This is a genomic window from Pseudomonas sp. D8002 (genome assembly GCF_013385695.1).
GTDB lineage: Bacteria > Pseudomonadota > Gammaproteobacteria > Pseudomonadales > Pseudomonadaceae > Aquipseudomonas.
This window is the reverse complement of sequence record NZ_JACAPM010000003.1, coordinates 95064-118626: the sequence shown is the minus strand read 5'-3', so window position 1 is coordinate 118626 and position 23563 is coordinate 95064. Positions and strand designations below refer to the sequence as shown.

Below are 23563 nucleotides of genomic sequence, written 5' to 3'. Positions count from 1 at the left end.
CTCCTAACGCTTGTGGCCTGTGTCCAGCTTGTGTTCCAAATGAATGGAATAGCGGGACATACCAAAACAGAAAATCCAGAACACCAGGGCGGCGAACACGTAGCCTTCAGTGGCCATGCCCAACCATTTCGGGTCGGCGGCGGCTTGCTTGACGCTGTTGAGCAGGTCGAACAGGCCGATGATGATCACCAGGCTAGTGTCCTTGAACAACGCGATAAACGTGTTGACGATGCCCGGGATCACCATCTTCAGTGCCTGGGGCAAAATCACCAGGCCCATGCTGCGCCAGTAACCCAGGCCCATCGCGGCCGCAGCCTCGTATTGGCCCTTGGGAATCGCCTGCAAGCCACCGCGCACCACTTCGGCTACATAGGCCGACTGGAACAGGATCACGCCGATCAAGGCCCGCAGCAATTTGTCGATGCCCATGCCTTCCGGCAGGAACAGCGGCAACATTACCGACGACATGAACAACACCGTGATCAACGGCACGCCGCGCCAGAACTCGATGAAGGTCACGCAGACCACACGAATCGCCGGCATGTTCGAACGCCGACCCAACGCCAGCACAATGCCCAGCGGCAAGGCCCCGGCAATGCCGACGGTGGCGATCACCAGGGTCAGCATCAAGCCGCCCCACTGGCTGGTGGCCACGTTGGTCATGCCGAAGATCCCGCCGTGCAGCAGGAAGTAGGCAACGATCGGGTACACCACCAAAAAGCTCAGGCCGTAGACCGCCTTGCGCGTGAAGCGCGAGATGAACAACGGCGCCACACCCACGATGGCCAGCCACACGGTCAGGTCGACACGCCAGCGCAGGTCGCCGGGGTAGTAGCCGTACATGAACTGCCCGAAGCGCTGTTGGATAAACACCCAGCAGGCGCCCTCCTTGGTGCAGTCGGCGCGGGTGGTACCGACCCAGTTTGCATCGAGGATCGCCCAGTGCAGGATCGGCGGCACGACCAGGTAGATCAGGTAGAACGCCAGCAATGTCAGCAGGGTGTTGAGCCAGCTGGAAAACAGGTTGGCGCGCATCCATGCCATCGGCCCGAACACTTTGTTCGGTGGCGGCATATCAGGTTTGAAAGTATGCGTACTCATGCAGGTTTCCTCACCGCTCGATCAGCGCAATGCGCTTGTTGTACCAGTTCATCAGCAGGGAAATGCTGATGCTGATCGCCAGGTACACGCTCATGGTGATGGCAATAACCTCGATGGCCTGGCCGGTCTGGTTGAGCACCGTGCCGGCAAACAGCGAAACCATTTCCGGGTAACCGATACCGGCCGCCAGTGACGAGTTTTTCGCCAGGTTCAGGTATTGGCTGGTCAGCGGCGGAATGATCACGCGCAGGGCTTGCGGGATGATCACCTTGCGCAGGGTCGGGCCGTTGCGCAGCCCGAGAGAACGCGCCGCTTCGGTCTGGCCGTGGCTGACGGACTTGATGCCTGAACGCACGATCTCGGCGATAAACGCCGCGGTATACACGGTCAGGGCCAGGGTCAGCGCCAGCAACTCGGGAATCAGTACCCAGCCGCCGACGAAGTTGAAGCCTTGCAGCTTGGGCATTTCCCAGTGCAGCGGCGCGCCGAACACCAAAGCGCACAGCGCAGGGATCACCACCAACAGCGCCAGGCCGGCCCAGAACTTGTGGAACGGAACACCGGTGGCTTCAAAGCGTTTATTTGCCCAACGGGCCATCAGCACAATGGCGATGATTGCCACCACGACGCTGATCACAAACGGCCAGAAACCCTCCGCCATCAACGCGGCGGGCATGTTCAGGCCACGGCTGCTGACAAAGAACGTGTCGCCGAAGTTGTGGCTGTTGCGCGGCCCCGGCATCGTCAGGAATACCGCGAAGTACCAGAACAGGATTTGCAGCAGCGGCGGAATGTTGCGGAACACTTCCACATACACCGTGGCCAGCTTGTTGATCATCCAGTTGGGCGACAAGCGCGCCACACCGATGATGAACCCGAGGATGGTCGCCAGGACCACACCGATCACCGTCACCAGCAGGGTGTTGAGCAGACCGATCACAAAGACCCGGGCATAGCTGTCCGATTCGGTGTAGTCGATCAGGTGCTGAGCGATGCCGAAGCCGGCACTGCGCTCAAGAAAGTCGAAACCCGAGGTAATGCCCCGGTGTTGAAGGTTGGTTTGCGTGTTGTTGAACAGGTACCAGCCCAACGAGACCACCGCCACAATCGTGATGATCTGGAATAGCCACGCACGCACTTTTGGATCACTGAAGCTGAGCTTCTGTTTTGGTGCGCCGATTTGATTTTGCATTAAGTGCCCCAGAAATAATGGAACAGAACATCACCCGGCGGTTGGCCCACCGGGTGATAGAACCATCAGCGATCAGCGCACAGGTGGTGCGTATTGAATGCCACCGTTGGTCCACAGAGCGTTCAGGCCACGATCGATTTCCAGAGGCGTGCTCTTGCCGAGGTTTTTCTCGAACACTTCGCCGTAGTTACCGACCTGCTTGACGATCTGTACGACCCAGTCCTTCTTCACTTTCAGGTCTTTGCCGTATTCGCCGTCAGCACCCAGCAGACGGGCAACGTCCGGGTTCTTGGTGGACTTGGCTTCAGCTTCGACGTTTTTGGAGGTGATACCGGCTTCTTCGGCGTTGAGCATGGCGTAGCCAACCCAGCGCACGATGGCCAGCCACTCGTCGTCGCCGTTACGCACGACAGGGCCCAGTGGTTCTTTGGAAATGGTTTCCGGCAGTACCACGTAGTCTTTCGGCGAAGCCAGCTTGCTGCGCTGTGCGTAGAGCTGGGACTTGTCGGAGGTCAGTACGTCGCAACGACCGGATTCCAGCGACTTGGCGCTTTCATCGGAGGTGTCGAACGTGATCGGGGTGTACTTCAGGTTGTTGGCGCGGAAGTAGTCGGAAACGTTCAGCTCAGTGGTGGTACCAGCCTGGATGCAGATGGTTGCACCGTCCAGTTCCTTGGCGCTTTTAACGCCCAGCTTGTTGTTCACCAGGAAACCAACACCGTCGTAGTAGGTGATGAAACCCGGGAATTTCAGGCCCATGCCGGCATCGCGGGAGCTGGTCATGGTGGTGTTGCGCGACAGGATGTCGACTTCGCCAGACTGAAGCGCGGTGAAACGCTCCTTGGCATTCAACTGGCTGAATTTGACCTTGGTTGCGTCGCCGAATACGGCAGCGGCAACAGCACGGCACACGTCAGCGTCGATCCCGAGGATCTTGCCGCTGGCGTCCGGCACCGAGAAGCCCGGCAGACCGTCGCTCACGCCACACTGCACAAAGCCTTTCTTCTGCACGGCATCCAGCGTGGCGCCAGCCTGGGCGAAACCACTGACACCCAGTACGGTAGCCGCGGTCACGATGGCCAGGGTGGATTTCAATACCTTCATTCAAACCTCCAGTTTTGCTCTTGTTGTGTCGGAGCTCGAACCCCACCGCACCCTTATGAGGCGACATCGACCCGTGTTGGCTTTTTTTGGGGTCAAACAGCATGAGGTTTTTGCTTTAAGTCCAGTTGCTATCCCACAGGCGCCAGTCACTGATAGTGTTACCGCCTGGGGTGAGCCTTGACATCGGGTTTCATATAGCAAGCCCCGTACCAGACTGATGGCTGAGTCGTTTCAGCCCATGGTCAAGAGCAAAAGATTCAACCTTGCGACATTCTCTTAACAGATCAACCCGTCGCGCACCGTTCCGACGCACTCAATCGGAGCGCACGCACATATATGGAGCAGACATGACCGAACCCTTGATTCTTCAGCCCGCCAAGCCCGCAGACGCCTGCGTAATCTGGTTGCATGGCCTGGGTGCCGATCGCTACGACTTCCTGCCCGTGGCCGAAGCCCTGCAGGAAAAACTCCTGTCGACGCGCTTTGTCCTGCCCCAGGCGCCGACACGCCCGGTGACCATCAATGGCGGCTACGAGATGCCGAGCTGGTACGACATCAAGGCCATGAGCCCGGCGCGTTCCATCAGTGTTGAAGAGCTGGAAGCCTCGGCAAAAATGGTTACCGACCTGATCAAGGAACAAAAAAGCAGCGGGATAGACGCCTCGCGGATTTTCCTTGCCGGTTTTTCCCAGGGTGGCGCCGTGGTGTTCCACACCGCGTTCCTGAAATGGCAGGGTGCTTTGGGTGGCGTGATTGCCCTTTCCACCTACGCGCCCACTTTCGGTGACGAACTCGAATTATCGGCCAGCCAGCAACGGATTCCGGTGATGTGCCTGCACGGCCAATACGACGACGTGGTGCAGAACGCCATGGGTCGCAGCGCCTATGAGCATTTGAAGTCGCGCGGTGTCACCGTTGCATGGCAGGAATACCCAATGGGCCATGAAGTGTTACCCCAGGAGATACACGATATTGGCAGCTGGTTGGCCGCCCGCCTGGGCTGAAAACCAGCCATTGTGTAGCCGCATGACCAACGCACTACGCCGCGCCCGATTCTTGCATTACACTGGCCGGCGTACATTCCTTAACCAATTGATGAGATGACCGTGCTCAAAGCACTCAAGAAGATGTTCGGTAAAAGCGAGGCTGAGCAGCTCGCGCCAGGTTCCAGTGCCCCCGCCCACGTTCAAGGCAGCCGCAATGACGGCCAGCAGCCTGGCCGGACCGCACCTGTAGCCTCGCCAAAAAAAGAGCCGGTGACCACACCCGCCACGGTTAACGTCGCTGAAGAGCCAGCCGCCGACCAACCACGCCAGGAGCCACGCCAGGAAAAGCCGCGCCGTGAACGCGCGCCCAAACCTGTGGTTATTCCCTGGAAACTGGAAGACTTCGCCGTCGAACCCCAGGAAGGCAAAACCCGCTTTCATGATTTCAAACTCGCCCCGGAACTGATGCACGCCATCCAGGACCTGGGTTTCCCGTACTGCACGCCGATCCAGGCGCAGGTATTGGGCTTCACCCTCGCCGGCAAAGACGCCATCGGTCGCGCCCAGACCGGTACCGGCAAGACCGCCGCCTTCCTGATCTCGATCATCACCCAGCTGCTGCAAACCCCGCCGCCGAAAGAGCGCTATATGGGTGAGCCCCGCGCCCTGATCATCGCCCCGACCCGGGAGCTGGTGGTACAGATCGCAAAGGACGCCGCCGACCTGACCAAGTACACCGGCCTCAACGTGATGACGTTTGTTGGCGGGATGGACTTCGACAAGCAGCTCAAGCACCTGGAAGCGCGCCACTGCGACATCCTGGTGGCCACGCCGGGGCGCTTGCTGGACTTCAACCAGCGCGGCGACGTGCACCTGGACATGGTCGAAGTGATGGTGCTGGACGAAGCCGACCGCATGCTCGACATGGGCTTCATCCCGCAAGTGCGTCAGATCATTCGCCAGACCCCGCCGAAAAACGAGCGCCAGACCCTGCTGTTCTCCGCGACCTTCACCGAAGACGTGATGAACCTCGCCAAGCAGTGGACCACCGACCCGTCCATCGTCGAGATCGAGGCACTCAACGTCGCCAGCGAGAACGTCGAACAGCATATCTATGCCGTGGCCGGTGCCGACAAATACAAGCTGCTCTACAACCTGGTCAACGACAACGGTTGGGAGCGGGTCATGGTGTTTGCCAACCGCAAGGACGAAGTGCGCCGCATCGAAGAACGCCTGGTGCGTGATGGCGTGAATGCCGCGCAACTGTCCGGCGACGTGCCGCAGCACAAGCGCATCAAGACCCTGGAAGGTTTCCGCGAAGGCAAGATTCGCGTGCTGGTGGCCACCGACGTGGCCGGACGCGGGATTCACATCGATGGCATCAGCCACGTGATCAACTTCACCCTGCCGGAAGTGCCGGACGACTACGTGCACCGGATTGGCCGTACCGGCCGCGCGGGCGCGGCGGGCGTGTCCATCAGCTTTGCCGGTGAAGACGACTCGTATCAGTTGCCGTCGATCGAAACCTTGCTGGGCCGCAAGATCAGCTGCGAAACGCCGCCGACGCATTTGTTGCGTCCGGTGGAGCGCAAACGCCCTTAAGCTGGAAGACCTCAGGCCGAATTCCATTCGGCCAGGATGGGTTGGCGAACACGCGAGGCCTCCTGCGAAAAGGCCTCATGGAAAGTGAAGCTGCTGCCCGACATATCGACAAGACGATGGGCCTGAGGCTGGGGTTGCGGCTGCCCCAGTGGCTGCTGCAAGTTCTCGGCATCGCCCCCGATAGGGGCTGCCGGCTGGCGCTTTCTGATCCGACCGTCGACCGAGCGGTACAGATTGACCACGCGCAAGCCAAAACGCGTCACCCCCCAGGCTTGGCTTGGCAGCGTAATGTCATTGAAGAACTTGTAAGAAGCACCGGTCAGCAACTTGCCAGCGGCCTGCAATCCGGCCCTTGCTTGGGAACTCAATAGACTGAAGCTTCGGACCGCCGGGCTTGCGGCGACTTCAACCGCCCGGGAAGCGCCCGTCGCCGCTATGCCTGCGCCCCCTAAACTGGCCGCGACACCCACCGCTGAAAAGGTCAGCGATGCCCAGTTCAGGACGTTGATTTGACTGGAGCGATCCCAGCCCATCTGATTGTCGACCGCCTCAACGCTCAGTGCGGCAATCCCCAACGTCCCACCTACCGAGGCCGCGCCTGAGGCTACCAACAGCGCGCTCTTGCCGGCAATGGTCAGTACAGCGGCTTGAGCGCTGATGGCAGCGAGCAAGCCCGCAGTTGCAAGCCCAGCGGTGACCACCGACATGCCCAGTGCAACACCGGTCAGTGCCCACCGGGCCCATGTTGGAAAACTGAAGAGGCCGCTGGGGTCCGACCAATTCACCGGGTCACCGCCACAATAGGCGTAGCTGTTGATCCCGCCCTCGTCAAAAGGACTGAGGGGATCAGGAGAGAGAAACACCATGAGTTCAGGATCATAGGCACGGCGCCCATTACCCAGGTGATAGAGGTTGACCGGTACGTCCAGCCGTTCGCCATTGTATGCGGGCAGTTGCAGATGGACCATCGAAGGAGGCGTGCCATCTGCCAAGGCGATCCTGGCGTCACCGTAGGGCGCGTACTGCCGGCGCACCTGCTCCATGCCCGGCGCCACCACACCGCGGACACTGCCAGCGCCGTCATTGACCAGTAGTTGCTCGCGATTACCGTGATCACGGTAGGCCAGCACCTGGTCGCCGTCGCGCACGTAATGCACCCGTTTACTGCCCTCCACCAGCGTGTCGAGCCGATCCCCGGCATAGGCCAGCATCACGGGGGCTTCGTTGCCTCGCGCAGCAAGCACCTGGCGTGCCTCGCCGTCGTATTGATAGCTGTACCTGAGGGCGTCGACCTGCACACCAGTGAGCTGGTCAAAACCGTTGTACGCAAAGCTGCGGCTGTAGGTGCCCTGCTGCAAATTACCGGAGGCGTCATAGCTCAGGGTCTGGTTTTGCACCGGGTTAGTGTGGGTTACGCGCGTCAGGCAAGCAGGATCTTGACCCTGGAAAAAACGCTCGCTACGGTCGCTACCGCCATCGGTAAATGTCGTCTGCACTTCGGTCATATTATCGAGACCGTCGTAACTGAAATACTGCTGCTTGATCGCCCGACCCAATCGATCCATGGGGAATTGCGTGCCGTCGCACACATAGGATTTGAGCCGCGAATAACCATCGTAAGTGAACGTCTCGCCCGTGACCACGACGTCATTCGCATCTTTCAACGTGCGAGTGGCCAGCAGGCCATCGTCGTAATAGGTGCTGACGATGTTCTGCAGTAGCGCACCGAACTGATCCAGCTTACGTTCTGACTCACGCCCCCATGCGTCATAGACCACCGAGTCGGTAAGACGCATGAATTGGTAACTGAGGGTTCGCGCCGATGGGCGCCCCAGGCTGTCGTAAGCCTGGATCGTGCCGATAAAACCGGTGGTTGTCTGTTGGAGGCGTCCGAACAGGTCATATTTCAGGTCACTGCGCTGCCCATCCGCCGAGGTATGCCGCAACAGCCGCCCACCCGGTGAGTAGCTGGTCAGGCTAGTCAATGCCTGATTGCCCAGCGTCTGAACTTCCTTGGCGAGATAGCCGTTCTCGTCGTAACTCATCTCATGCTTGAGCCCGGCTGTAAGGGATTGTCGCATCGCGCCACTGATGGGGTCGTACTCAAGGTCTATCGGCGCATGCCCTGCCATCTGGACGCCCGTCAATGTTTCCAGCTCGAGGTCATACCGGTACTCCTGGCGGTCACCGCGCGGCGAAGTCACCGCCACTGGCGCAACCTGGTTGGGCTTGTACTCCCAGGTCGTGGCTGTTGCGTTGCCACGCGCTTGGGAAATGACGCGGCCCAGGCTGTCGTATTCACGCGTGCCAAGCAGCTTGCTGTCTACGGTGAGGGTGCGCACCATTGGCTCACTGGTGCCAAGCGCATACGTCGTCAACCGCTCACGGGGCGGCGTTCCGTCGGATGGGGTTTCCAGGCTGCGCACCACACGATCAAAAATGTCATAGGCGTATTCAGTCTTGGTCTTCCTGGCATCGATGCGCTCCGTGCAGCGGCCCAGCCCGTCATAAGTACGGGTTTCCACCACAATGCGCGCACCGCCAACGCTCACCCGCTCAACCCGTGCCGGTTGATTGTGTTCGTTGAACCAGGTTTCCAGTTGCGCGTCACCTTGCACACCCGTCACCCGGCGGTTGAGGAGCGGGTCATATTCATCGATCAATACCCGACCATCGGGTTGAGTTACCGTCCACGGGTTGCCCCAAATGTTATAGGCGTGGCTGGTTTTCAATGTACGCGGCCCATCACCCAGATAATCCAGACGGGTTTGCTTCACGAGCCGCCCGAGTGCGTCGTACGCCCAGGAACCCAGAAGCCTGTCATTGTCCGCGATGCCATCAAGCGATTGCGCAGCAGAGAGCTGGCGTCCCATGCCATCGAAATACGTGAAGAGCACGGTGCCTTGTGCGTCCGTGGTGACCAAATGGGCCATCTTGGCCCCGGCCGAAAAGTGATAGGCATAACGACGTCGGGCCATCTGGGGCTTGCCTGGCGCGGCGGTTTCCGATGTCAGCCGCCCACTGACATCGTACGTCATCGCCAGGCTGCCGACGGCATCACGTGTCATGTCGAGCAGACGCTGATTGGTCAGTGACCACGTGCGCGCGGACTCGAGCCATTGACCAGGCTCACGCCCCTTCAAGCTCCGGACTTCGGTGATCGAGTCGCCATTGAAGGTGCAGGTGAAATCGGAGACCAGAGAGAGTTTGTCGATCGTCGTCGTGGAGCTTTTCAAGCGACCATGCAGGGCGGGGTTGGCGGCCGCAGAATGATAGGTATAAGACGTATGGGTGCCCCCTTCAAGGTTGATGGCAAGCGGCATGACGAAGTAGCCGCCCCCCGTTATCGAGACGTCGGTGTGGGAATGTTCAGTGGTCCGAGTCGCAGTGGTCGATCTGGCCGGGAAAAGCTTTTCCAGCTTCAGGTAACGTTGAAAGAGTCCATGGGGGTCGGCAGGGCATCTTCGGGGCTCGCCGGTCACCGGGTAATAAGTGTATTCGGTGCGTACGCCGGAGGCCTCGGTGCGGCTTAGTTCGTTGCCGAAGTCATCGGTGGTGATACTGACCACTTCCGCCCTTGGGGGTTTGCCACCCTGGGGATACAGCTCAAAGGTCTTGGTGATGCGGCTCGGAAGTTGGAGATTGGCGGGCTGATTTGGAAACTGGACGCCCCGAACTTCATTGTAGACAGTCTCGGTTTTGACCTGGCTGCCATTGGCTAGCATTAATTCCTCAGTCAACAGGTGAAAACGATTATAAGTGGCGCGGGTAGACCGCAGGGACTTGCCATTATTATCAACGTAAGTTTCTTCCGCCCAATAAGCGTACTCGCTATCCACCCGATACAAATTATCCTGGCCCTGGCGAAATCCGCCATTAAGAGGATATCCCGTGAAGTTACGGTTGGGACTGTAGTTATAAGAGCGGACGACAGAGGGCTGCCCGCGTCCGGGGTTTTGCTCCCAGTAGGTGACGACCGGAATATACAAACGGGCATCGTATTGATGCCCATTTGAGTTATACCGAATTATCTCCTGCCCCCCCATGGGTGTCATAACCTGCGAAATAGCTACCATTGCATCAGGCAACCTGAGGTACTGAAACGAATAGGCCTCACTTGCGACTGGCCCGGCCAAGTCATAAGGAACCGTGACCTTGGTCAGTTGATTGTCGATATGAGTATATTCAAATCGCGTACGGGCATAACAATTACCATCAATTAGTGTATCGGCGGTTACCAGCGATCCGGCGGAATACTTCAACATCAACAGGTCGGTTTCTTTATCGTCAACAATGCTCTGCAATAAGTTATTACCGCCATACCGGAAGGTCAGCCGCTCGCCATTTTCGAACTGGATGGCACTGATCTTATAGGGACCGGGAATGCTGAGGGGACGCAGGATTTCGACAGTGCCATCCTTGTAAATTACGTGCAGCGTATTTTGCGCAACCCGTTTTATGGTGAGGTCCTTCAACTTATGGTCGGTAATAACAGCATTGTCCCCTACGGAGGGCAGCCCTTGGGTTAGATATTGTTCACCGTTGAGTAGCGTAAGCTTGAAGCTGTTCGGGTCAAATTCGGTATTCGACAAGCTCCAGCCTTTACCGTAGCCACTGTTGCGGGTATCCATCATCGAGAACGCCAAGGCAATCTCTCGGCTGATCTCTAACGGCCCTTTTGGGCTCAAGACTGCCAAACGAACCAGACACCCATACTGCCCGGTACGCAGGTCAACCGAACCGCCGAGGTGGGCGCTGAAATTAAACGCGTTCGAATAGATGTCCATAGGTCCACCGCTTCGCACTTGGAGAGGGGATGAAATGCCTGGAACGTCAGGGTTTTGAAGTGGCGCGCAGCACCATCACATTGTAATTGTCGGTCTCGGTCAGGTAATAGTGATGCGAGCAGCCATAACTATCGACCATTGTCCAAATACTGGCCCCTTGTTGATCGGTGTTGGGGTTATTCAACCAGGCCTTGACTCGCGCAGCACGCATGATGGTATTGCGCTTGTTCGCAGGAATTAGTTCATTTCCCCCTGAAGATTTTTTCAGCAGGCTATTCATTGTGATGTTTCCAACAGTATTACCCCGTATGACACCGCCGATCTGTCTAATACCGTGCCCAATGTCCCGAGTGTAGTAAATATCAAAGTGATCCCCCTGAACAGATGGATCTTTTAATTTTACGGGATCAGTCGGAGGTATATTCTCGACAAATCTCAACCCAAGGGGTGGCGTCCAATAATAAATATCCACATCCACACCCTGCACTGAAAAGGCGTCGGTATCAGCCCAATGATCGAGCCGCTCAGCAGACAATGTATAGGGCTCTTGACACTTAACAGTGACAGATGATTGATAATTAACATTATCTCTCTCCATATTGGTTGTATATGTTTTACGTCCCACCGTAATTTTTGCCATAAACTGCTGATTACCAGTTGATCTCAGATCACACCTCAGGTATCGCTTCTCATTTTCGAGCGGACCAATACCGGGCATCGGCTGAATAATAGGGTTAGAAGGGGCTGTAGCCATGCTGGGTTCCTCAAGCACCCCCGACCACCGACCCATGTTAAATTCGTTCCTTTTTGTATCACAATACCATCCGGCCGGAATCGTCGCTTCTGGGTTTGTGGAATACTCAACCACCGTGGCACTTTCAAGCTCCGTCGCCTCAAAGGCTGCCAGCTCCCATATACCTTCAGCGTTTCTCCTCTCCTTTTGGACAATTATATTGACTTGACATTGCTGTTTGCCACCCAGATACACCTCATTATTAACTACATTGCCACCATCGCGAGGGAATTCAATATCAAACGTTTTTAAACGAACATTGGGATCTTCCGCTTTCATTTCCTTCTCCTTATCCAACATAGAGAACAGTTATCATCAACGCCACATCTTGTACCGGCCTGATGCAAGTAAGCGCTTTATAGAAGGGACCGCCTACTGTTAGAAATAACAGTTTTTCCGGAGTTTTCAGGTCAAAAGGAAATAGCGATTTCCTGCTTTATCGCCAGGCTGAATATAAATGTGAAAGTGGGCTTGTGGGGGAGCAAGCAAGCCTGCACATTTGGTTTCAGCATTTTCAAATCCAGGAGGAACACATGAACCAGGCCGACTACCTCATCATCGGCGGTGGCATCGCCGGCGCATCCGCCGGCTACTGGCTGTCACACCATGCCCGCGTCATCGTGCTGGAACGCGAGTCGATGCCGGGTTACCACTCCACCGGCCGTTCCGCCGCCCTGTACATCGCCGCCTATGGCACGCCCCAGGTCCGCGCACTGACGCTGGGCAGCCGCGCCTTCTTCGATCAGCCGCCCGCAGGCTTTGCCGAACACCCATTGCTCACCCCACGGGGCGAATTGCTGGTGGACTTGATTGGCGACCCCGGTGAGTTGCAGCGCCAGTACCTGAGTGCCAAAGCCCTTGTGCCAGAAACGCGACTGCTCGACGTCGAGGAGTCGATGGCCATGATGCCGATCCTGCGCCGGGAAAAAGTCCATGGCGGGATCTACGACCCGACCGTGTGTGACATCGATACCGATGCGCTCTATCAAGGTTACCTGCGCGGCATTCGGCGCAATGGCGGAGAAATCCACACCGACAGTGACGTGCAGAAACTGACCCGCGACGGTCAGGGACTGTGGCAAGTGCGCACGGCCCAACAACACTTCAGCGCCCCGGTGATCATCAACGCCGCCGGCGCCTGGGCCGACCATATCGGCGAGTTGGCCGGTGCACAGAAAATCGGCCTGCAACCCAAACGTCGCAGCGCGTTCGTCTTCTCTCCACCCGCCGAGCTGAACATCCACGCATGGCCGGAGCTGGCGGCCCTCGATGGTTCGTTCTATATGAAACCCGACGCGGGCATGTTCCTCGGCTCACCGGCCAATGCCGACCCGGTGGAGCCCCACGATGTGCAACCGGAAGAGCTGGACATCGCCACGGGGATCTATCACATCGAAGAAGCCACCACCCTGAGTATCCGCCGACCTGCGCGGACCTGGGCCGGGCTGCGCAGTTTCGTCAGCGATGGTGATCTGGTCTGCGGGTTCGATCCACAGGTGGAGGGATTATTCTGGATTGCGGCTCAGGGCGGCTACGGGATCCAGACGTCTCCGGCGATGGGCCAGGCCAGTGCGGCGCTGGTGCGCGGCAAGCCTTTGCCGGATGCATTGGCGGCGTTCGGGTTGACCGAAGCGATGCTTTCTCCACACCGGCTGCACGCCTCGACCTGACCTGTGTGGCGGGGGAGCTTGCTGTGGGGAGGGAGCTCCCTCGCCACAGCAAGCTCCCTCGCCACACGTTATTTCCAGCGGTCAGCGGCTGCGTGATCGCTGTCGCGCCCTTCCACCCAGCGTGGCCCTTCGCTGGTGTTTTCCTTCTTCCAGAACGGAGCCCGCGTCTTCAGGTAGTCCATCACAAAGGCGCAGGCATCGAACGCGGCCTGACGATGGGCGCTGGCCGCCGCAACAAACACGATCGGCTCACCCGGCTCCAGGGCGCCAATGCGATGCAACACTTCCAGCTTGAGCAGCGGCCAGCGTTGCTCGGCCTCCACGACGATTTTGCCGAGAGCCTTTTCAGTCATGCCCGGGTAGTGTTCGAGGAACATCCCCGCCACATCCAGGCCATCATTGAAGTCGCGCACATAGCCGACAAAACTCACCACCGCGCCTACGCCCACATTGGCCGCATGCATCGCATTGACCTCGGCGCCGGGATCAAACGCCTCGGCCTGCACCCGAATCGCCATGGTCAGCCTCCGGTCACGGGCGGGAAGAATGCCACTTCGTCGCCAGCTTGCAGTGGCTCTTCAAGGTCGCACAGTTCCTGGTTACGAGCGCACATCAGGCTGGCCTCATTGAGCACTGCGAATTCCGGGTCACCGGCCAATGCCTGGCGTACAGCGTCGACCGTCGCGAAGTCACCTTCCATCTCCAGGGAGTCCAGGCCAATCGCTTCGCTGTAGCGCGCAAAAAACAGTACGTTGATGCTCATGCCTGGTCCGCCTTGAAATGCCCGCTCTTGCCGCCGAGTTTCTCCAGCAGCCGAATGGTTTCGATGGTCATGCCACGGTCCACGGCCTTGCACATGTCGTAGATCGTCAGGGCGGCAACACTGGCCGCGGTCAACGCTTCCATCTCCACGCCGGTCTGCCCGGAGAGTTTGCAGCGGGCGACGATGCGCACCGCGTCCAGGCCATCGGCACTGAGCTCGACCTTGACCCCGGTGAGCATCAACGGGTGGCACAGGGGAATCAGATCACTGGTTTTTTTTGCGGCCTGGATCCCGGCGATACGGGCCACGGCAAACACGTCGCCCTTGGGGTGGGCGCCGTCGACAATCATTTTCAGGGTCTCGGGCAACATGCGCACCCGCGCTTCGGCCACGGCTTCACGGAACGTCACGGCTTTTTCAGTGACGTCGACCATGTGGGCGCGACCTTGGGAATCGAGATGAGTCAGCACAGGGATACTCCTGATCAGGAGCTCCGATTGTAAACCCAACGCCGATCAAATGTGGGAGCTGGCTTTTGTGGGAGTCGGGCTTGCCCGCGATGCAGGCACCTCGGTATGTCAGTTACACCGAGGTGATGCTATCGCAGGCAAGCCAGCTCCCACATTGACCGTGGTTACAGGTGAGATTCGGCGTATTCGGCCAGAATCGAACGAGGGACACCTTGCAAGGCGATGTGCACGCCGTTCGGGAAGTCCTTGAAGCGTTCCGTCAGGTAAGTCAGCCCGGAGCTGGTCGCGGACAGGTAAGGGGTGTCGATCTGTGCCAGGTTGCCCAGGCACACCACTTTGGAACCGGCGCCGGCACGGGTGATGATGGTTTTCATCTGGTGCGGCGTGAGGTTCTGGCATTCATCGATCAAAATCAGGCTCTGCTGGAAGCTGCGACCTCGAATGTAGTTGAGGGATTTGAACTGCAACGGCACTTTGCTGAGGATGTAATCGACGCTGCCATGGGTGTTTTCGTCATCCATGTGCAAGGCTTCGAGGTTGTCGGTGATCGCCCCCAGCCACGGCTCCATTTTTTCCGCTTCGGTGCCGGGCAGGAAACCGATTTCCTGGTCCAGGCCCTGCACGCTGCGGGTGGCGATGATGCGGCGATAGCGTTTGGTAACCATGGTCTGTTCGATGGCGGCAGCCAGGGCGAGGATGGTTTTCCCCGAACCTGCGGCGCCGGTCAGGTTGACCAGGTGGATGTCCGGATCAAGCAAGGCATACAGCGCCAGGCTCTGGTAGATATCACGCGGTTTCAGGCCCCAGGCTTCCTGGTGCAACAGGGGTTCCTGATGCAGGTCGAGGATCAGCAGCTTGTCGACCTGGATCTCTTTGATCCAGCCCACAAAACCCTGTTCGTCGATGATGAATTCGTTGATGTGCACAGCCGGCAGGTTGTCGATCAGCTGTACCTGGTGCCAGGTGCGGCCATGGTCCTGACGGGTTTCGACCTTGCTGACGCGATCCCAGAACGAGCCGGTCATGGTGTGATAACCACGAGACAGCATTGACACGTCGTCAACCAGTTGGTCGGTACTGTAGTCCTCGGCAGCGATCCCACACGCTCGTGCCTTGAGGCGCATATTGATGTCTTTGGTCACCAGCACCAGGCGCAGGTCCTTGTCGCGTGCGTGCAGGTCGATCAATTGGTTGATGATTTTGTTGTCGTTCAGATTCTCCGGCAGCAAGCTGTTGGGCTCGCTGCGCTTGTTCATCAGAATCGACAGCAAGCCCTTGGGCCCGCCTTTGCCACGCTGGATCGGTACGCCCACCTCGACATCGTCGGGGGAGGCTTCGCCGAGGGTCTTGTCGATCAGGCGGATGGCCTGGCGGCATTCGGCGGCAACGCTGTGGTGCCCGCTTTTGAGTTTGTCGAGCTCCTCAAGCACGATCATCGGGATGGCGACGTGGTGTTCTTCGAAGTTGAGCAGTGCGTTTGGATCGTGAATCAGTACATTGGTATCAAGCACATAAAGGATTGGCTGGTCGGAAGAAGGGTTACGTCCATGATCATCCATACTCGGTCACCTTTGTGGGAGCCAGTCGACGCAATACCGCGACAGTGCTGCGCCTCGATTCGACCGTCGAACGCACTTAAGGGGCGTCAAGTGCGGTGCACACAAGAGGTGTCTTGGAAGACGCCACCTGTGTTGCAGGTTTCGGCTGTCTGTCTTCGTAATACCGCAAAACACATGACAGGAAAAAGCACTTTGACGCTTTTTTGAAGTTTATTTTTCAGGATGACGAATAGCACTAGGCGCGCCGGCATTGCACCGTTAAAGTCGGAAGTCCGCCTGTATCGAAATACCTCCAAAATTCCCCCCTGAAAAACCTCAGCCCCAACAGGGCCGGGCTTTTCGTGCTTTTTCAGCGAAACGCTTCGCGGCAATCCTGCCAGCCGAGTCCACTTTCTGCCGTGGCGTGTAAAAGCCAGGGTAAAGCGATGCGCGCCTTGTCCTGGGTGTCGTGGAAGACGATCACCCCGCGCCGCCACAACAGCATCAGTGTGAGCACGCGGTTCGCCGACTCATCAGCCTTGAGCTTGCCGGGTTCGTCTTCCGAGTCGATGTCCCACAAGGCCACTTGCAGCCCTTGTGACTGGAAAAATCCCTGGCTGTCGGACCGGCGCTGACCGTACGGCGGGCGGAACAGCGGCAGGTAGTTTTCCGGCATCAGGTTTTGCGCCAGGGAGGCGCTGCGGGTGATGGACGACTGCCAGTCGACCCAGTGGCTATGGGAGCGGTACTGCCAGCCCTGGATGCCAACGCACTGGCCCTGGTACAGCGCCTGCACATCGGTGGCCGAGCTTTTCTCGACGCGGGTTTGCAGGCTGTTGCCCAGCACGAAGAAGAGGCTGTGCATTTTCTGTTTGCGCAGGTAGTCGGCGAGCCAGTCGGTATTGCCGCTGACCGGGGACGGTCCGCTGTCGAAGGTCAGCAGGAACATCCGGTCGTTGAGTTCGTCGCCGTTGCGCTCGTGGTCGCCGAAGCGCGCGATTTCGCTGCTGATCTGGGGGAACAGGGCGGCCTTGCGCAACTGTTCATCCAGGTAGCGCTCGTGGAATGCGCGGCTGGGGCCGGCCCAGCCTATATAGAAGGAGTTGTCGCTGACTTCGAATTTGGCGGCTTGTTCGCGCAGGTCGTCCATGTTTTCCACCAGGTAGCAGAAGGAGGCGTCCTGTTCGCAGCTTTGTTGGGCGAAGGTGTAGTTTTCCAGTAGCCGTTGCCAGAGTTGGCGGCGCAGGTCGTCGATCGAGGCCTGGTTGATGATCTTCAGGCCCAGGCGCTGCTTGAGGGCGGGTTCGTCGAGGGATTCGCTGGCGAGCAGGGTGTGGGCGAACATCAGGATTTCTGCGCGTGAGGCGACGTCGAACAGGGCGGGGCTGCTGAGGCGTTCGGGCCAGGTGCCGCGGTCCAGGGTCGCGACATCCACAGGGGCGGCTTGGGCGCCCAGGCAGATGAGCCAGGCTGACAGTAAAAGCGCAATTCGCACGAAGGGTCTCCCTTTCCAGAGTCGTCGGGCACTATAGCCGATCGTGTGGGGGCGCTATTGGGTTGGTGTGTATATGCGTTATTTGAGTGATGGCTTGTATTGGTTCCGCTCTTACAGCGGCTCACTTTTGAACGCTTTTGCAAAGTGACTCGCTGTAAGAGCGAAACCATAAGCCGCCGTAACCGCAGAAACGGATATGCCCCCCCAACGACCGCACAGCTATCTATCACCATCATAGGTGGAGTCAAACCGCCCTACCCCCTAGAATCCCCCCACGATTAAAGGAGACGACTTCATGCTGACGGTGATTTCCCCCGCCAAAACCCTCGATTTCGAGTCAAAGCCGGTCACCCCGCGCTTCACCCAGCCGCAATACCTCGACCACTCCCAGGAGCTGATCGAACAACTGCGCGAACTCAGCCCGGCGCAAATCAGCGAACTGATGCACGTCTCCGACAAAATCGGCGGCCTCAACGCCGCACGCTTCGGCAGCTGGACCCCCGCCTTCACCCCCGCCAACGCCAAACAAGCCCTGCTGGCATTCAAGGGCGACGTCTACACCGGCCTCAACGCCGAAACACTCAAGGACGCCGACTTCACCTACGCCCAGGACCACCTGCGCATGCTCTCCGGCCTGTACGGCCTGCTGCGGCCACTGGACCTGATGATGCCGTACCGCCTCGAAATGGGCACCAAACTGCCCAACGCGCGTGGCAAGGACCTGTACGCTTTCTGGGGCACCCGCATCAGCGAGTGGCTCAACGAAGCCCTGGCCGAACAAGGCGATGACGTGCTGCTCAACCTCGCGTCCAACGAGTACTTCTCGGCAGTCAAACGCCCGGCATTGAATGCGCGAATCATCAACACCGAGTTCAAGGATCTGAAAAACGGCCAGTACAAGATCATCAGCTTCTACGCCAAGAAGGCCCGGGGCATGATGAGCCGCTTTGTGATTGAAGAACGCATCAACGACCCGGCCAGGCTCAAGGAGTTTGACGTGCAGGGTTATCGCTTCAATGCGGAGCAGTCGAAGCCGGATAACCTGGTGTTCCTGCGCGATCACGCACCGGAATAACCTGACAACGAAGATCCAAATGTGGGAGCGGGCTTGCTCGCGAAAGCGGTGGTTCAGTCGATGCCTTTATTGCCTGACACGCCGCTTTCGCGAGCAAGCCCGCTCCCACATTTTGTTTGCATTCCAATTCCGAATTCGCCATTTATTTGGCGTCAAAAATAATTCTTCAGATTCCCTAACATTTATTTCACTCGACATTCGTCAATTTTTTTCGTAGTGGCACCACTTTTTTAAAACAGTAGTGGCACAAAACTATTTACCCTTCGCAACTCCCCGCAACTACTGGCCTAAATAGCAAGTGCTATCAGAATAGTACTAGTGCCATCTTTCCTAATATTTCAAGAAATTTCCGGAAACAGGATGAGTGGACAGGAACTATGTCCTAAAGCACCGCTCATACCACCGGTAACGATTATCTCTGAAGATGTAAGAGATGACTTACGTGGCGACCAAGGGAAGTAGCAAAGTTGTCATATGACTTTGACTAAATGGTCAAATCATCAACTGATTAGTTGAAGGCGGACGCAAAGGTTTCACTACTTTCTCCGACAAGGCCAAGGCTGAGCTCACCTGTATGGGTCAGTGAGACAACCCAAGCCGTTGATATATAAGGGCTCAAAGCCCCTGTCAACGCCTTGCGGCACTGGCGCCAGGCCCTTCCCCAGGAAGGCTGGCTGCATTTCAGGGCAAGCCCCAACAATAAGGCCAAGTTGCGCACAACTTGAGTGCATTAGTTAGCCACTCGACTTTTAGTATGCCTGCACTGGATATACCGACGTTTATTCGTCGCACTTCCCAGTGCCTGGGTGACGCTTCAAAACATGAACTCCGGCCATCTAGTGGCACGATTAACAATGAGGTGAATGCGATGCGCATCAGCATATTTGGTTTGGGTTACGTCGGCGCGGTATGTGCCGGTTGCCTGTCTGCACGGGGCCATGAGGTCGTTGGCGTAGACATCTCCAAGGAAAAGATCGACCTGATCAACGCGGGTAAATCCCCCATCGTTGAACCGGGTCTGGGCGAGCTGTTAAGCCAGGGCGTTCAAACCGGCCGACTGCGCGGCACCACCAATTTCGCCGAGGCAATCCGTGATACCGACCTGTCGATGATTTGCGTCGGCACGCCGAGCAAGAAGAACGGCGACCTGGAACTCAACTACATCGAATCGGTGTGCCGCGAGATCGGTTTTGTCCTGCGTGACAAGACCTCCCGTCACACCATCGTGGTCCGCAGCACCGTGCTGCCAGGTACCGTGGCCAATGTGGTGATTCCGATTCTCGAAGACTGCTCGGGCAAGAAAGCCGGCGTCGACTTCGGCGTCGCCGTAAACCCTGAGTTCCTGCGTGAAAGCACCGCCATCGCCGACTACGACCTGCCGCCGATGACCGTCATCGGTGAATTCGACACCGCTTCCGGCGATGTTCTGCAGTCGCTGTACGAAGAACTCGACGCGCCGATCATCCGCAAGGACATCGCCGTCGCCGAGATGATCAAGTACACCTGCAACGTCTGGCATGCGACCAAAGTGACCTTCGCCAACGAGATCGGCAACATCGCCAAGGCGGTAGGTGTCGACGGTCGCGAAGTGATGGAAGTGGTCTGCCAGGACAAGACCCTCAACCTGTCCCAGTACTACATGCGCCCGGGCTTTGCCTTCGGCGGTTCCTGCCTGCCCAAGGACGTGCGCGCCCTGACATACCGCGCAGGCTCTCTGGACGTGGATGCGCCGCTGCTCAACTCGCTGATGCGCAGCAACGAGTCCCAGGTGCAAAACGCTTTCGACATCGTTTCCAGCCACGACAAACGCAAAGTCGCCCTGCTGGGCCTGAGCTTCAAGGCCGGCACCGATGACCTGCGCGAAAGCCCGCTGGTGGAACTGGCAGAGATGCTGATCGGCAAGGGTTTCGACCTGAGCATCTACGACAGCAACGTCGAATACGCTCGCGTGCACGGCGCCAACAAGGACTACATCGAAGGCAAGATCCCTCACGTGTCGTCCCTGCTCAACTCGGACTTCGACGAAGTGATCAACAACTCCGACGTGATCATCCTGGGCAACCGCGACGAGAAGTTCCGTGCCCTGGCGCACAACGCCCCCCACGGCAAGCAAGTGGTCGACCTGGTGGGCTTCATGTCCAAGGCCACCAGCGTGAGCGGCCGTACCGAAGGCATTTGCTGGTAACAGCAACGGCAAGTTTCAAGCGGCAAGCGTCCTGATCCCCGGCGCTTGCTGCTTGAAACCTCCTTCACCTGCGGAATGACGCCTATGTCCAAGTTAAAACACGTACTCCTCCAATCTGCCGGCTGGCTGTTTTTCCTGAGCCTGCTGATGGGACTCGCCCTGCTGTTGCCGGCGAGTACGTTCGACTCAGAGTCGAAGAATTTTATTTTCCTGATTGGCGCCGTCGGTATCTGGCGCTACTCGATGGGTGCTACGCATTTCTTTCGCGGCATGCTGTTCCTGTACGTGGTCTACCCGCACCTGCGGCGCAAAGTGCGCAAGCTGGGCAAGGCGGCAGACCCGTCCCACGTATTCCTGATGGTTACCAGCTTTCGGATCGACGCGCTGACCACGGCCCAGGTCTACAGCTCGGTGATCCGCGAGGCCATCGAATGTGGCTTCCCTACCACCGTGGTCTGCTCCCTGGTGGAAATGTCCGATGAGCTGCTGGTCAAGAGCCTGTGGGCCAGGATGAACCCGCCCGACCACGTCAAGCTGGACTTCGTGCGCATCGCCGGTACCGGCAAGCGTGACGGCCTGGCCTTCGGTTTTCGCGCCATCTCCCGCCACCTGCCGGACAACCGCGCCGTAGTGGCCGTGATCGATGGCGACACCGTGCTCGCCGAGGGCGTAGTGCGCAAGACCGTGCCGTGGTTCCAGCTGTTCGGCAATGTCGGCGGCCTGACCACCAACGAGTTCTGCGAAGTGCGCGGCGGCTACATCATGAGCGAGTGGCACAAGCTGCGCTTCGCCCAGCGCCACATCAACATGTGCTCCATGGCCCTGTCCAAACGCGTGCTGACCATGACCGGCCGCATGTCGGTATTCCGCGCCAACGTGGTCACCGACCCGGGCTTCATTGCCGATGTGGAAAGCGACTCGCTGCAACACTGGCGCCTGGGCCGCTTCAAGTTTTTGACCGGTGACGACAAGTCCAGCTGGTTCAGCCTGATGCGCCTGGGCTACGACACTTTCTACGTACCGGACGCCGCGATCCACACCGTGGAACACCCGCCGGAAAAGAGCTTTATCAAGGCCAGCCGCAAACTGATGTTCCGCTGGTACGGCAACAACCTGCGCCAGAACTCACGTGCCCTGGGCCTGGGTATGCGTCGCCTGGGCCTGTTCACCAGCATCGTGCTGTTTGATCAACGCGTGTCGATGTGGACCTCCCTGCTGGGGCTGACCGTGGCGATCATCGCCACCTTCAAATACGGCGGCGCGTTCATCCTCGCCTACCTGCTGTGGATCGGCATCACCCGCCTGATTCTGACCCTGCTGCTGTCGTGCTCCGGCCACAAGATCGGCCCGGCTTACCCGGTGATTCTCTATTACAACCAGATCATGGGCGCGCTGGTGAAGATCTACGTGTTCTTCCGCCTTGATCAACAGTCCTGGACCCGCCAGGACACCAAACTGACCCGCGATTTGGCCAGCTTTCAACGTTGGTTCAACACCTGGTCGTCTCGGACCATGACCTTCTCCGCCGGCAGCATTTTCGTCGCCGTGTTGCTGATGATGGTTTGACCCTGCCAAGCCTGAATTAACTAGGAACTAAACACCATGAATAGCCCAGTAAACGCCAACGTTGTCCACGAATCCGAAGCCCAGCGCCAACACGCCCGGGTCAAAATCCCGGCCAAGCTGCGCTTCTTCGGCGCCGATCAAACACCGATGGAAGTGCGGGTGATCGACCTGTCCGCCGGCGGCCTGGCCTTCAACGCCCCGCAGCAGCCGCTGAAAGTCGGCGATGTGCACAAGGGTCGCTTGCAGTTCGTGATCGACAACCTGGGCCTGGCGATGGACGTCGAGCTGCAGATTCGCTCCTACGACCGCCAGACCGGCCGCACCGGTTGCCAGTTCCAGAACCTCGATGCACAAGACATCTCCACCCTGCGCCACCTGATCACCTCGCACCTGGCCGGTGACATCGTAACCATGGGTGACGTGCTGGCAACCCTGCAACGCGACAACTTCACCAAGGCGCGCAAGGTCAAGGACGGCGGCAGCAACATGAGCGTCGGTGGCCGCCTGCGGGCGGTGACTTTCAGCCTCGGGATCTTCGTGGTGGGCCTGGCGGCATTCGGCTTCGTGGTCAAATCGGTGTACGGCATGTACTTCGTCAGCCACGCCACCTCCGGCCTGGTGAGCGTGCCCGGGATGAACGTGACCATGCCCCGCGATGGCACCGTGCAAAGCCTGATCAAAGGCGATGCGGTCGCCGCCAAAGGCGCGCCATTGGCAACCTTCAGCACCAGCATGCTCGACGTACTCAAGGGCCATCTGGACGAAGACCAGCTGCAACCGGCCAAGGTCGAAGAGCTGTTCGGCAAGCAAATGACCGGCACCCTCACCTCCCCGTGCGACTGCGTCGTGGCCCAGCAACTGGTCGCCGACGGTCAGTACGCCAGCAAGGGCGACGTGATCTTCCAACTGGTGCCACGCGGCAGCCAGGCCAACGTTGATGCGCGCTTCTCCTATCGCCAGTTTGCCGACGTTCGCCCGGGCACCCGCGTGAACTTCCAGGTAGCGGATGAAGAGCAGGTACGCACCGGCACCATCGTCAGCAGCACCAGCCTGAACAGCAGCGAAATGTCCTCCGACATCCGCGTGCAGATCAAACCCGATGCCCCGCTGGACAGCACCTACGCCGGTCGCCCGGTTGAAGTGACCAGCGATCGCGGCCCGTCCCTGAACTGGCTGATCGACAAAGCCATGGCCAACGGTCTGTAAGCAGAGGACATGCCTGTGATGACTCTCTCA

The 23563-nt window shown here is 58.5% G+C and carries 17 protein-coding genes; 7 read left to right on the top strand and 10 right to left on the bottom strand.

Annotation, left to right across the window (positions count from 1 at the left end; genetic code table 11):
* Positions 1-3: 3 nt before the first annotated feature.
* The 3 genes from HX807_RS00975 to HX807_RS00965 all read right to left on the bottom strand — a co-directional run bounded on the left by HX807_RS00975 (position 4) and on the right by HX807_RS00965 (position 3397).
* Positions 4-1101, bottom strand: a complete 1098-nt coding sequence (locus HX807_RS00975; protein ID WP_003216325.1) for an amino acid ABC transporter permease — start codon at positions 1099-1101, stop codon at positions 4-6.
* 10 nt (positions 1102-1111) lie between these two features.
* A complete protein-coding gene (locus HX807_RS00970; RefSeq protein WP_003216323.1) occupies positions 1112-2293 on the bottom strand; it encodes an amino acid ABC transporter permease in 1182 nt (393 codons plus the stop codon).
* Positions 2294-2365: 72 nt separating this feature from the next.
* Entirely contained in the window at positions 2366-3397 is a 1032-nt protein-coding gene (locus tag HX807_RS00965; RefSeq protein ID WP_003216321.1) for an amino acid ABC transporter substrate-binding protein, read from the bottom strand.
* A gap of 347 nt (positions 3398-3744) precedes the next feature.
* Between HX807_RS00965 and HX807_RS00960 the strand changes: the two genes are divergently transcribed.
* Both HX807_RS00960 and rhlB read left to right on the top strand, forming a co-directional pair.
* Positions 3745-4401 carry an alpha/beta hydrolase gene (locus tag HX807_RS00960; protein WP_177049056.1) on the top strand — a complete coding sequence of 219 codons (657 nt, stop codon included), beginning with the start codon at positions 3745-3747 and terminating at the stop codon, positions 4399-4401.
* A gap of 96 nt (positions 4402-4497) precedes the next feature.
* On the top strand, positions 4498-5985 hold the full coding sequence (gene rhlB, locus HX807_RS00955; RefSeq protein ID WP_032899430.1) for an ATP-dependent RNA helicase RhlB: 1488 nt from the start codon (positions 4498-4500) through the stop codon (positions 5983-5985).
* Between the two features lie 11 nt (positions 5986-5996).
* Here rhlB and HX807_RS00950 read toward each other — a convergent pair whose 3' ends face one another.
* The gene (locus tag HX807_RS00950; protein ID WP_177049055.1) at positions 5997-10772 is read right to left on the bottom strand and encodes an RHS repeat domain-containing protein; all 4776 of its coding nucleotides are present in this window, start codon (positions 10770-10772) and stop codon (positions 5997-5999) included.
* Between the two features lie 46 nt (positions 10773-10818).
* Positions 10819-11844: a hypothetical protein gene (locus HX807_RS00945; protein ID WP_032899432.1), complete on the bottom strand. Its 1026-nt coding sequence runs from the start codon at positions 11842-11844 to the stop codon at positions 10819-10821.
* Positions 11845-12098: 254 nt separating this feature from the next.
* On the opposite strand from HX807_RS00945, the gene HX807_RS00940 reads away from it, so the two are divergent.
* Positions 12099-13235 (top strand): FAD-binding oxidoreductase, encoded by a 1137-nt coding sequence (locus HX807_RS00940; protein ID WP_008435662.1) that lies wholly within the window; start codon positions 12099-12101, stop codon positions 13233-13235.
* A 68-nt stretch (positions 13236-13303) separates the two neighbouring features.
* On the opposite strand, the gene moaE is transcribed toward HX807_RS00940, so the two are convergent.
* From moaE to HX807_RS00915, 5 genes are all read right to left on the bottom strand, one after another.
* Positions 13304-13753, bottom strand: a complete 450-nt coding sequence (gene moaE / locus HX807_RS00935; protein ID WP_003216307.1) for a molybdopterin synthase catalytic subunit MoaE — start codon at positions 13751-13753, stop codon at positions 13304-13306.
* A 2-nt stretch (positions 13754-13755) separates the two neighbouring features.
* Positions 13756-13998 carry a molybdopterin converting factor subunit 1 gene (gene moaD, locus HX807_RS00930; RefSeq protein WP_003216306.1) on the bottom strand — a complete coding sequence of 81 codons (243 nt, stop codon included), beginning with the start codon at positions 13996-13998 and terminating at the stop codon, positions 13756-13758.
* On the bottom strand, positions 13995-14468 hold the full coding sequence (moaC, locus tag HX807_RS00925) for a cyclic pyranopterin monophosphate synthase MoaC (protein WP_008435663.1): 474 nt from the start codon (positions 14466-14468) through the stop codon (positions 13995-13997). The genes moaD and moaC overlap by 4 nt, the downstream gene beginning before the upstream one ends.
* A gap of 164 nt (positions 14469-14632) precedes the next feature.
* Positions 14633-16027 (bottom strand): PhoH family protein, encoded by a 1395-nt coding sequence (locus tag HX807_RS00920; RefSeq protein WP_008435664.1) that lies wholly within the window; start codon positions 16025-16027, stop codon positions 14633-14635.
* A gap of 349 nt (positions 16028-16376) precedes the next feature.
* Positions 16377-17501, bottom strand: coding sequence for a polysaccharide deacetylase family protein (locus tag HX807_RS00915; RefSeq protein ID WP_003216300.1), 1125 nt, complete (start codon positions 17499-17501; stop codon positions 16377-16379).
* Between the two features lie 295 nt (positions 17502-17796).
* Here HX807_RS00915 and yaaA point away from each other — a divergent pair, with 295 nt between their 5' ends.
* The 4 genes from yaaA to HX807_RS00895 all read left to right on the top strand — a co-directional run bounded on the left by yaaA (position 17797) and on the right by HX807_RS00895 (position 23533).
* Positions 17797-18576, top strand: a complete 780-nt coding sequence (yaaA, locus tag HX807_RS00910) for a peroxide stress protein YaaA (RefSeq protein WP_008435666.1) — start codon at positions 17797-17799, stop codon at positions 18574-18576.
* Between the two features lie 868 nt (positions 18577-19444).
* Entirely contained in the window at positions 19445-20761 is a 1317-nt protein-coding gene (locus HX807_RS00905; protein WP_003216295.1) for a nucleotide sugar dehydrogenase, read from the top strand.
* A gap of 84 nt (positions 20762-20845) precedes the next feature.
* Complete coding sequence (alg8, locus tag HX807_RS00900; protein WP_003216294.1) at positions 20846-22327, top strand: mannuronan synthase; 1482 nt, start codon at positions 20846-20848, stop codon at positions 22325-22327.
* 36 nt (positions 22328-22363) lie between these two features.
* A complete protein-coding gene (locus tag HX807_RS00895) occupies positions 22364-23533 on the top strand; it encodes an alginate biosynthesis protein Alg44 (protein ID WP_003216292.1) in 1170 nt (389 codons plus the stop codon).
* Positions 23534-23563: the final 30 nt, after the last annotated feature.

Excerpts from the sequence above, each read along its gene's own strand:
- moaD (WP_003216306.1), bottom strand. The coding sequence starts at position 13,998 with ATGAGCATCAACGTACTGTTTTTTGCGCGCTACAGCGAAGCGATTGGC.
- HX807_RS00960 (WP_177049056.1), top strand. The coding sequence starts at position 3,745 with ATGACCGAACCCTTGATTCTTCAGCCCGCCAAGCCCGCAGACGCCTGC.
- HX807_RS00950 (WP_177049055.1), bottom strand. The coding sequence starts at position 10,772 with ATGGACATCTATTCGAACGCGTTTAATTTCAGCGCCCACCTCGGCGGT.
- HX807_RS00970 (WP_003216323.1), bottom strand. The coding sequence starts at position 2,293 with ATGCAAAATCAAATCGGCGCACCAAAACAGAAGCTCAGCTTCAGTGAT.
- HX807_RS00975 (WP_003216325.1), bottom strand. The coding sequence starts at position 1,101 with ATGAGTACGCATACTTTCAAACCTGATATGCCGCCACCGAACAAAGTG.
- HX807_RS00945 (WP_032899432.1), bottom strand. The coding sequence starts at position 11,844 with ATGAAAGCGGAAGATCCCAATGTTCGTTTAAAAACGTTTGATATTGAA.
- HX807_RS00920 (WP_008435664.1), bottom strand. The coding sequence starts at position 16,027 with ATGGATGATCATGGACGTAACCCTTCTTCCGACCAGCCAATCCTTTAT.
- alg8 (WP_003216294.1), top strand. The coding sequence starts at position 20,846 with ATGTCCAAGTTAAAACACGTACTCCTCCAATCTGCCGGCTGGCTGTTT.
- HX807_RS00905 (WP_003216295.1), top strand. The coding sequence starts at position 19,445 with ATGCGCATCAGCATATTTGGTTTGGGTTACGTCGGCGCGGTATGTGCC.
- yaaA (WP_008435666.1), top strand. The coding sequence starts at position 17,797 with ATGCTGACGGTGATTTCCCCCGCCAAAACCCTCGATTTCGAGTCAAAG.
- rhlB (WP_032899430.1), top strand. The coding sequence starts at position 4,498 with ATGACCGTGCTCAAAGCACTCAAGAAGATGTTCGGTAAAAGCGAGGCT.
- HX807_RS00965 (WP_003216321.1), bottom strand. The coding sequence starts at position 3,397 with ATGAAGGTATTGAAATCCACCCTGGCCATCGTGACCGCGGCTACCGTA.
- HX807_RS00895 (WP_003216292.1), top strand. The coding sequence starts at position 22,364 with ATGAATAGCCCAGTAAACGCCAACGTTGTCCACGAATCCGAAGCCCAG.
- moaE (WP_003216307.1), bottom strand. The coding sequence starts at position 13,753 with ATGGCGATTCGGGTGCAGGCCGAGGCGTTTGATCCCGGCGCCGAGGTC.
- HX807_RS00940 (WP_008435662.1), top strand. The coding sequence starts at position 12,099 with ATGAACCAGGCCGACTACCTCATCATCGGCGGTGGCATCGCCGGCGCA.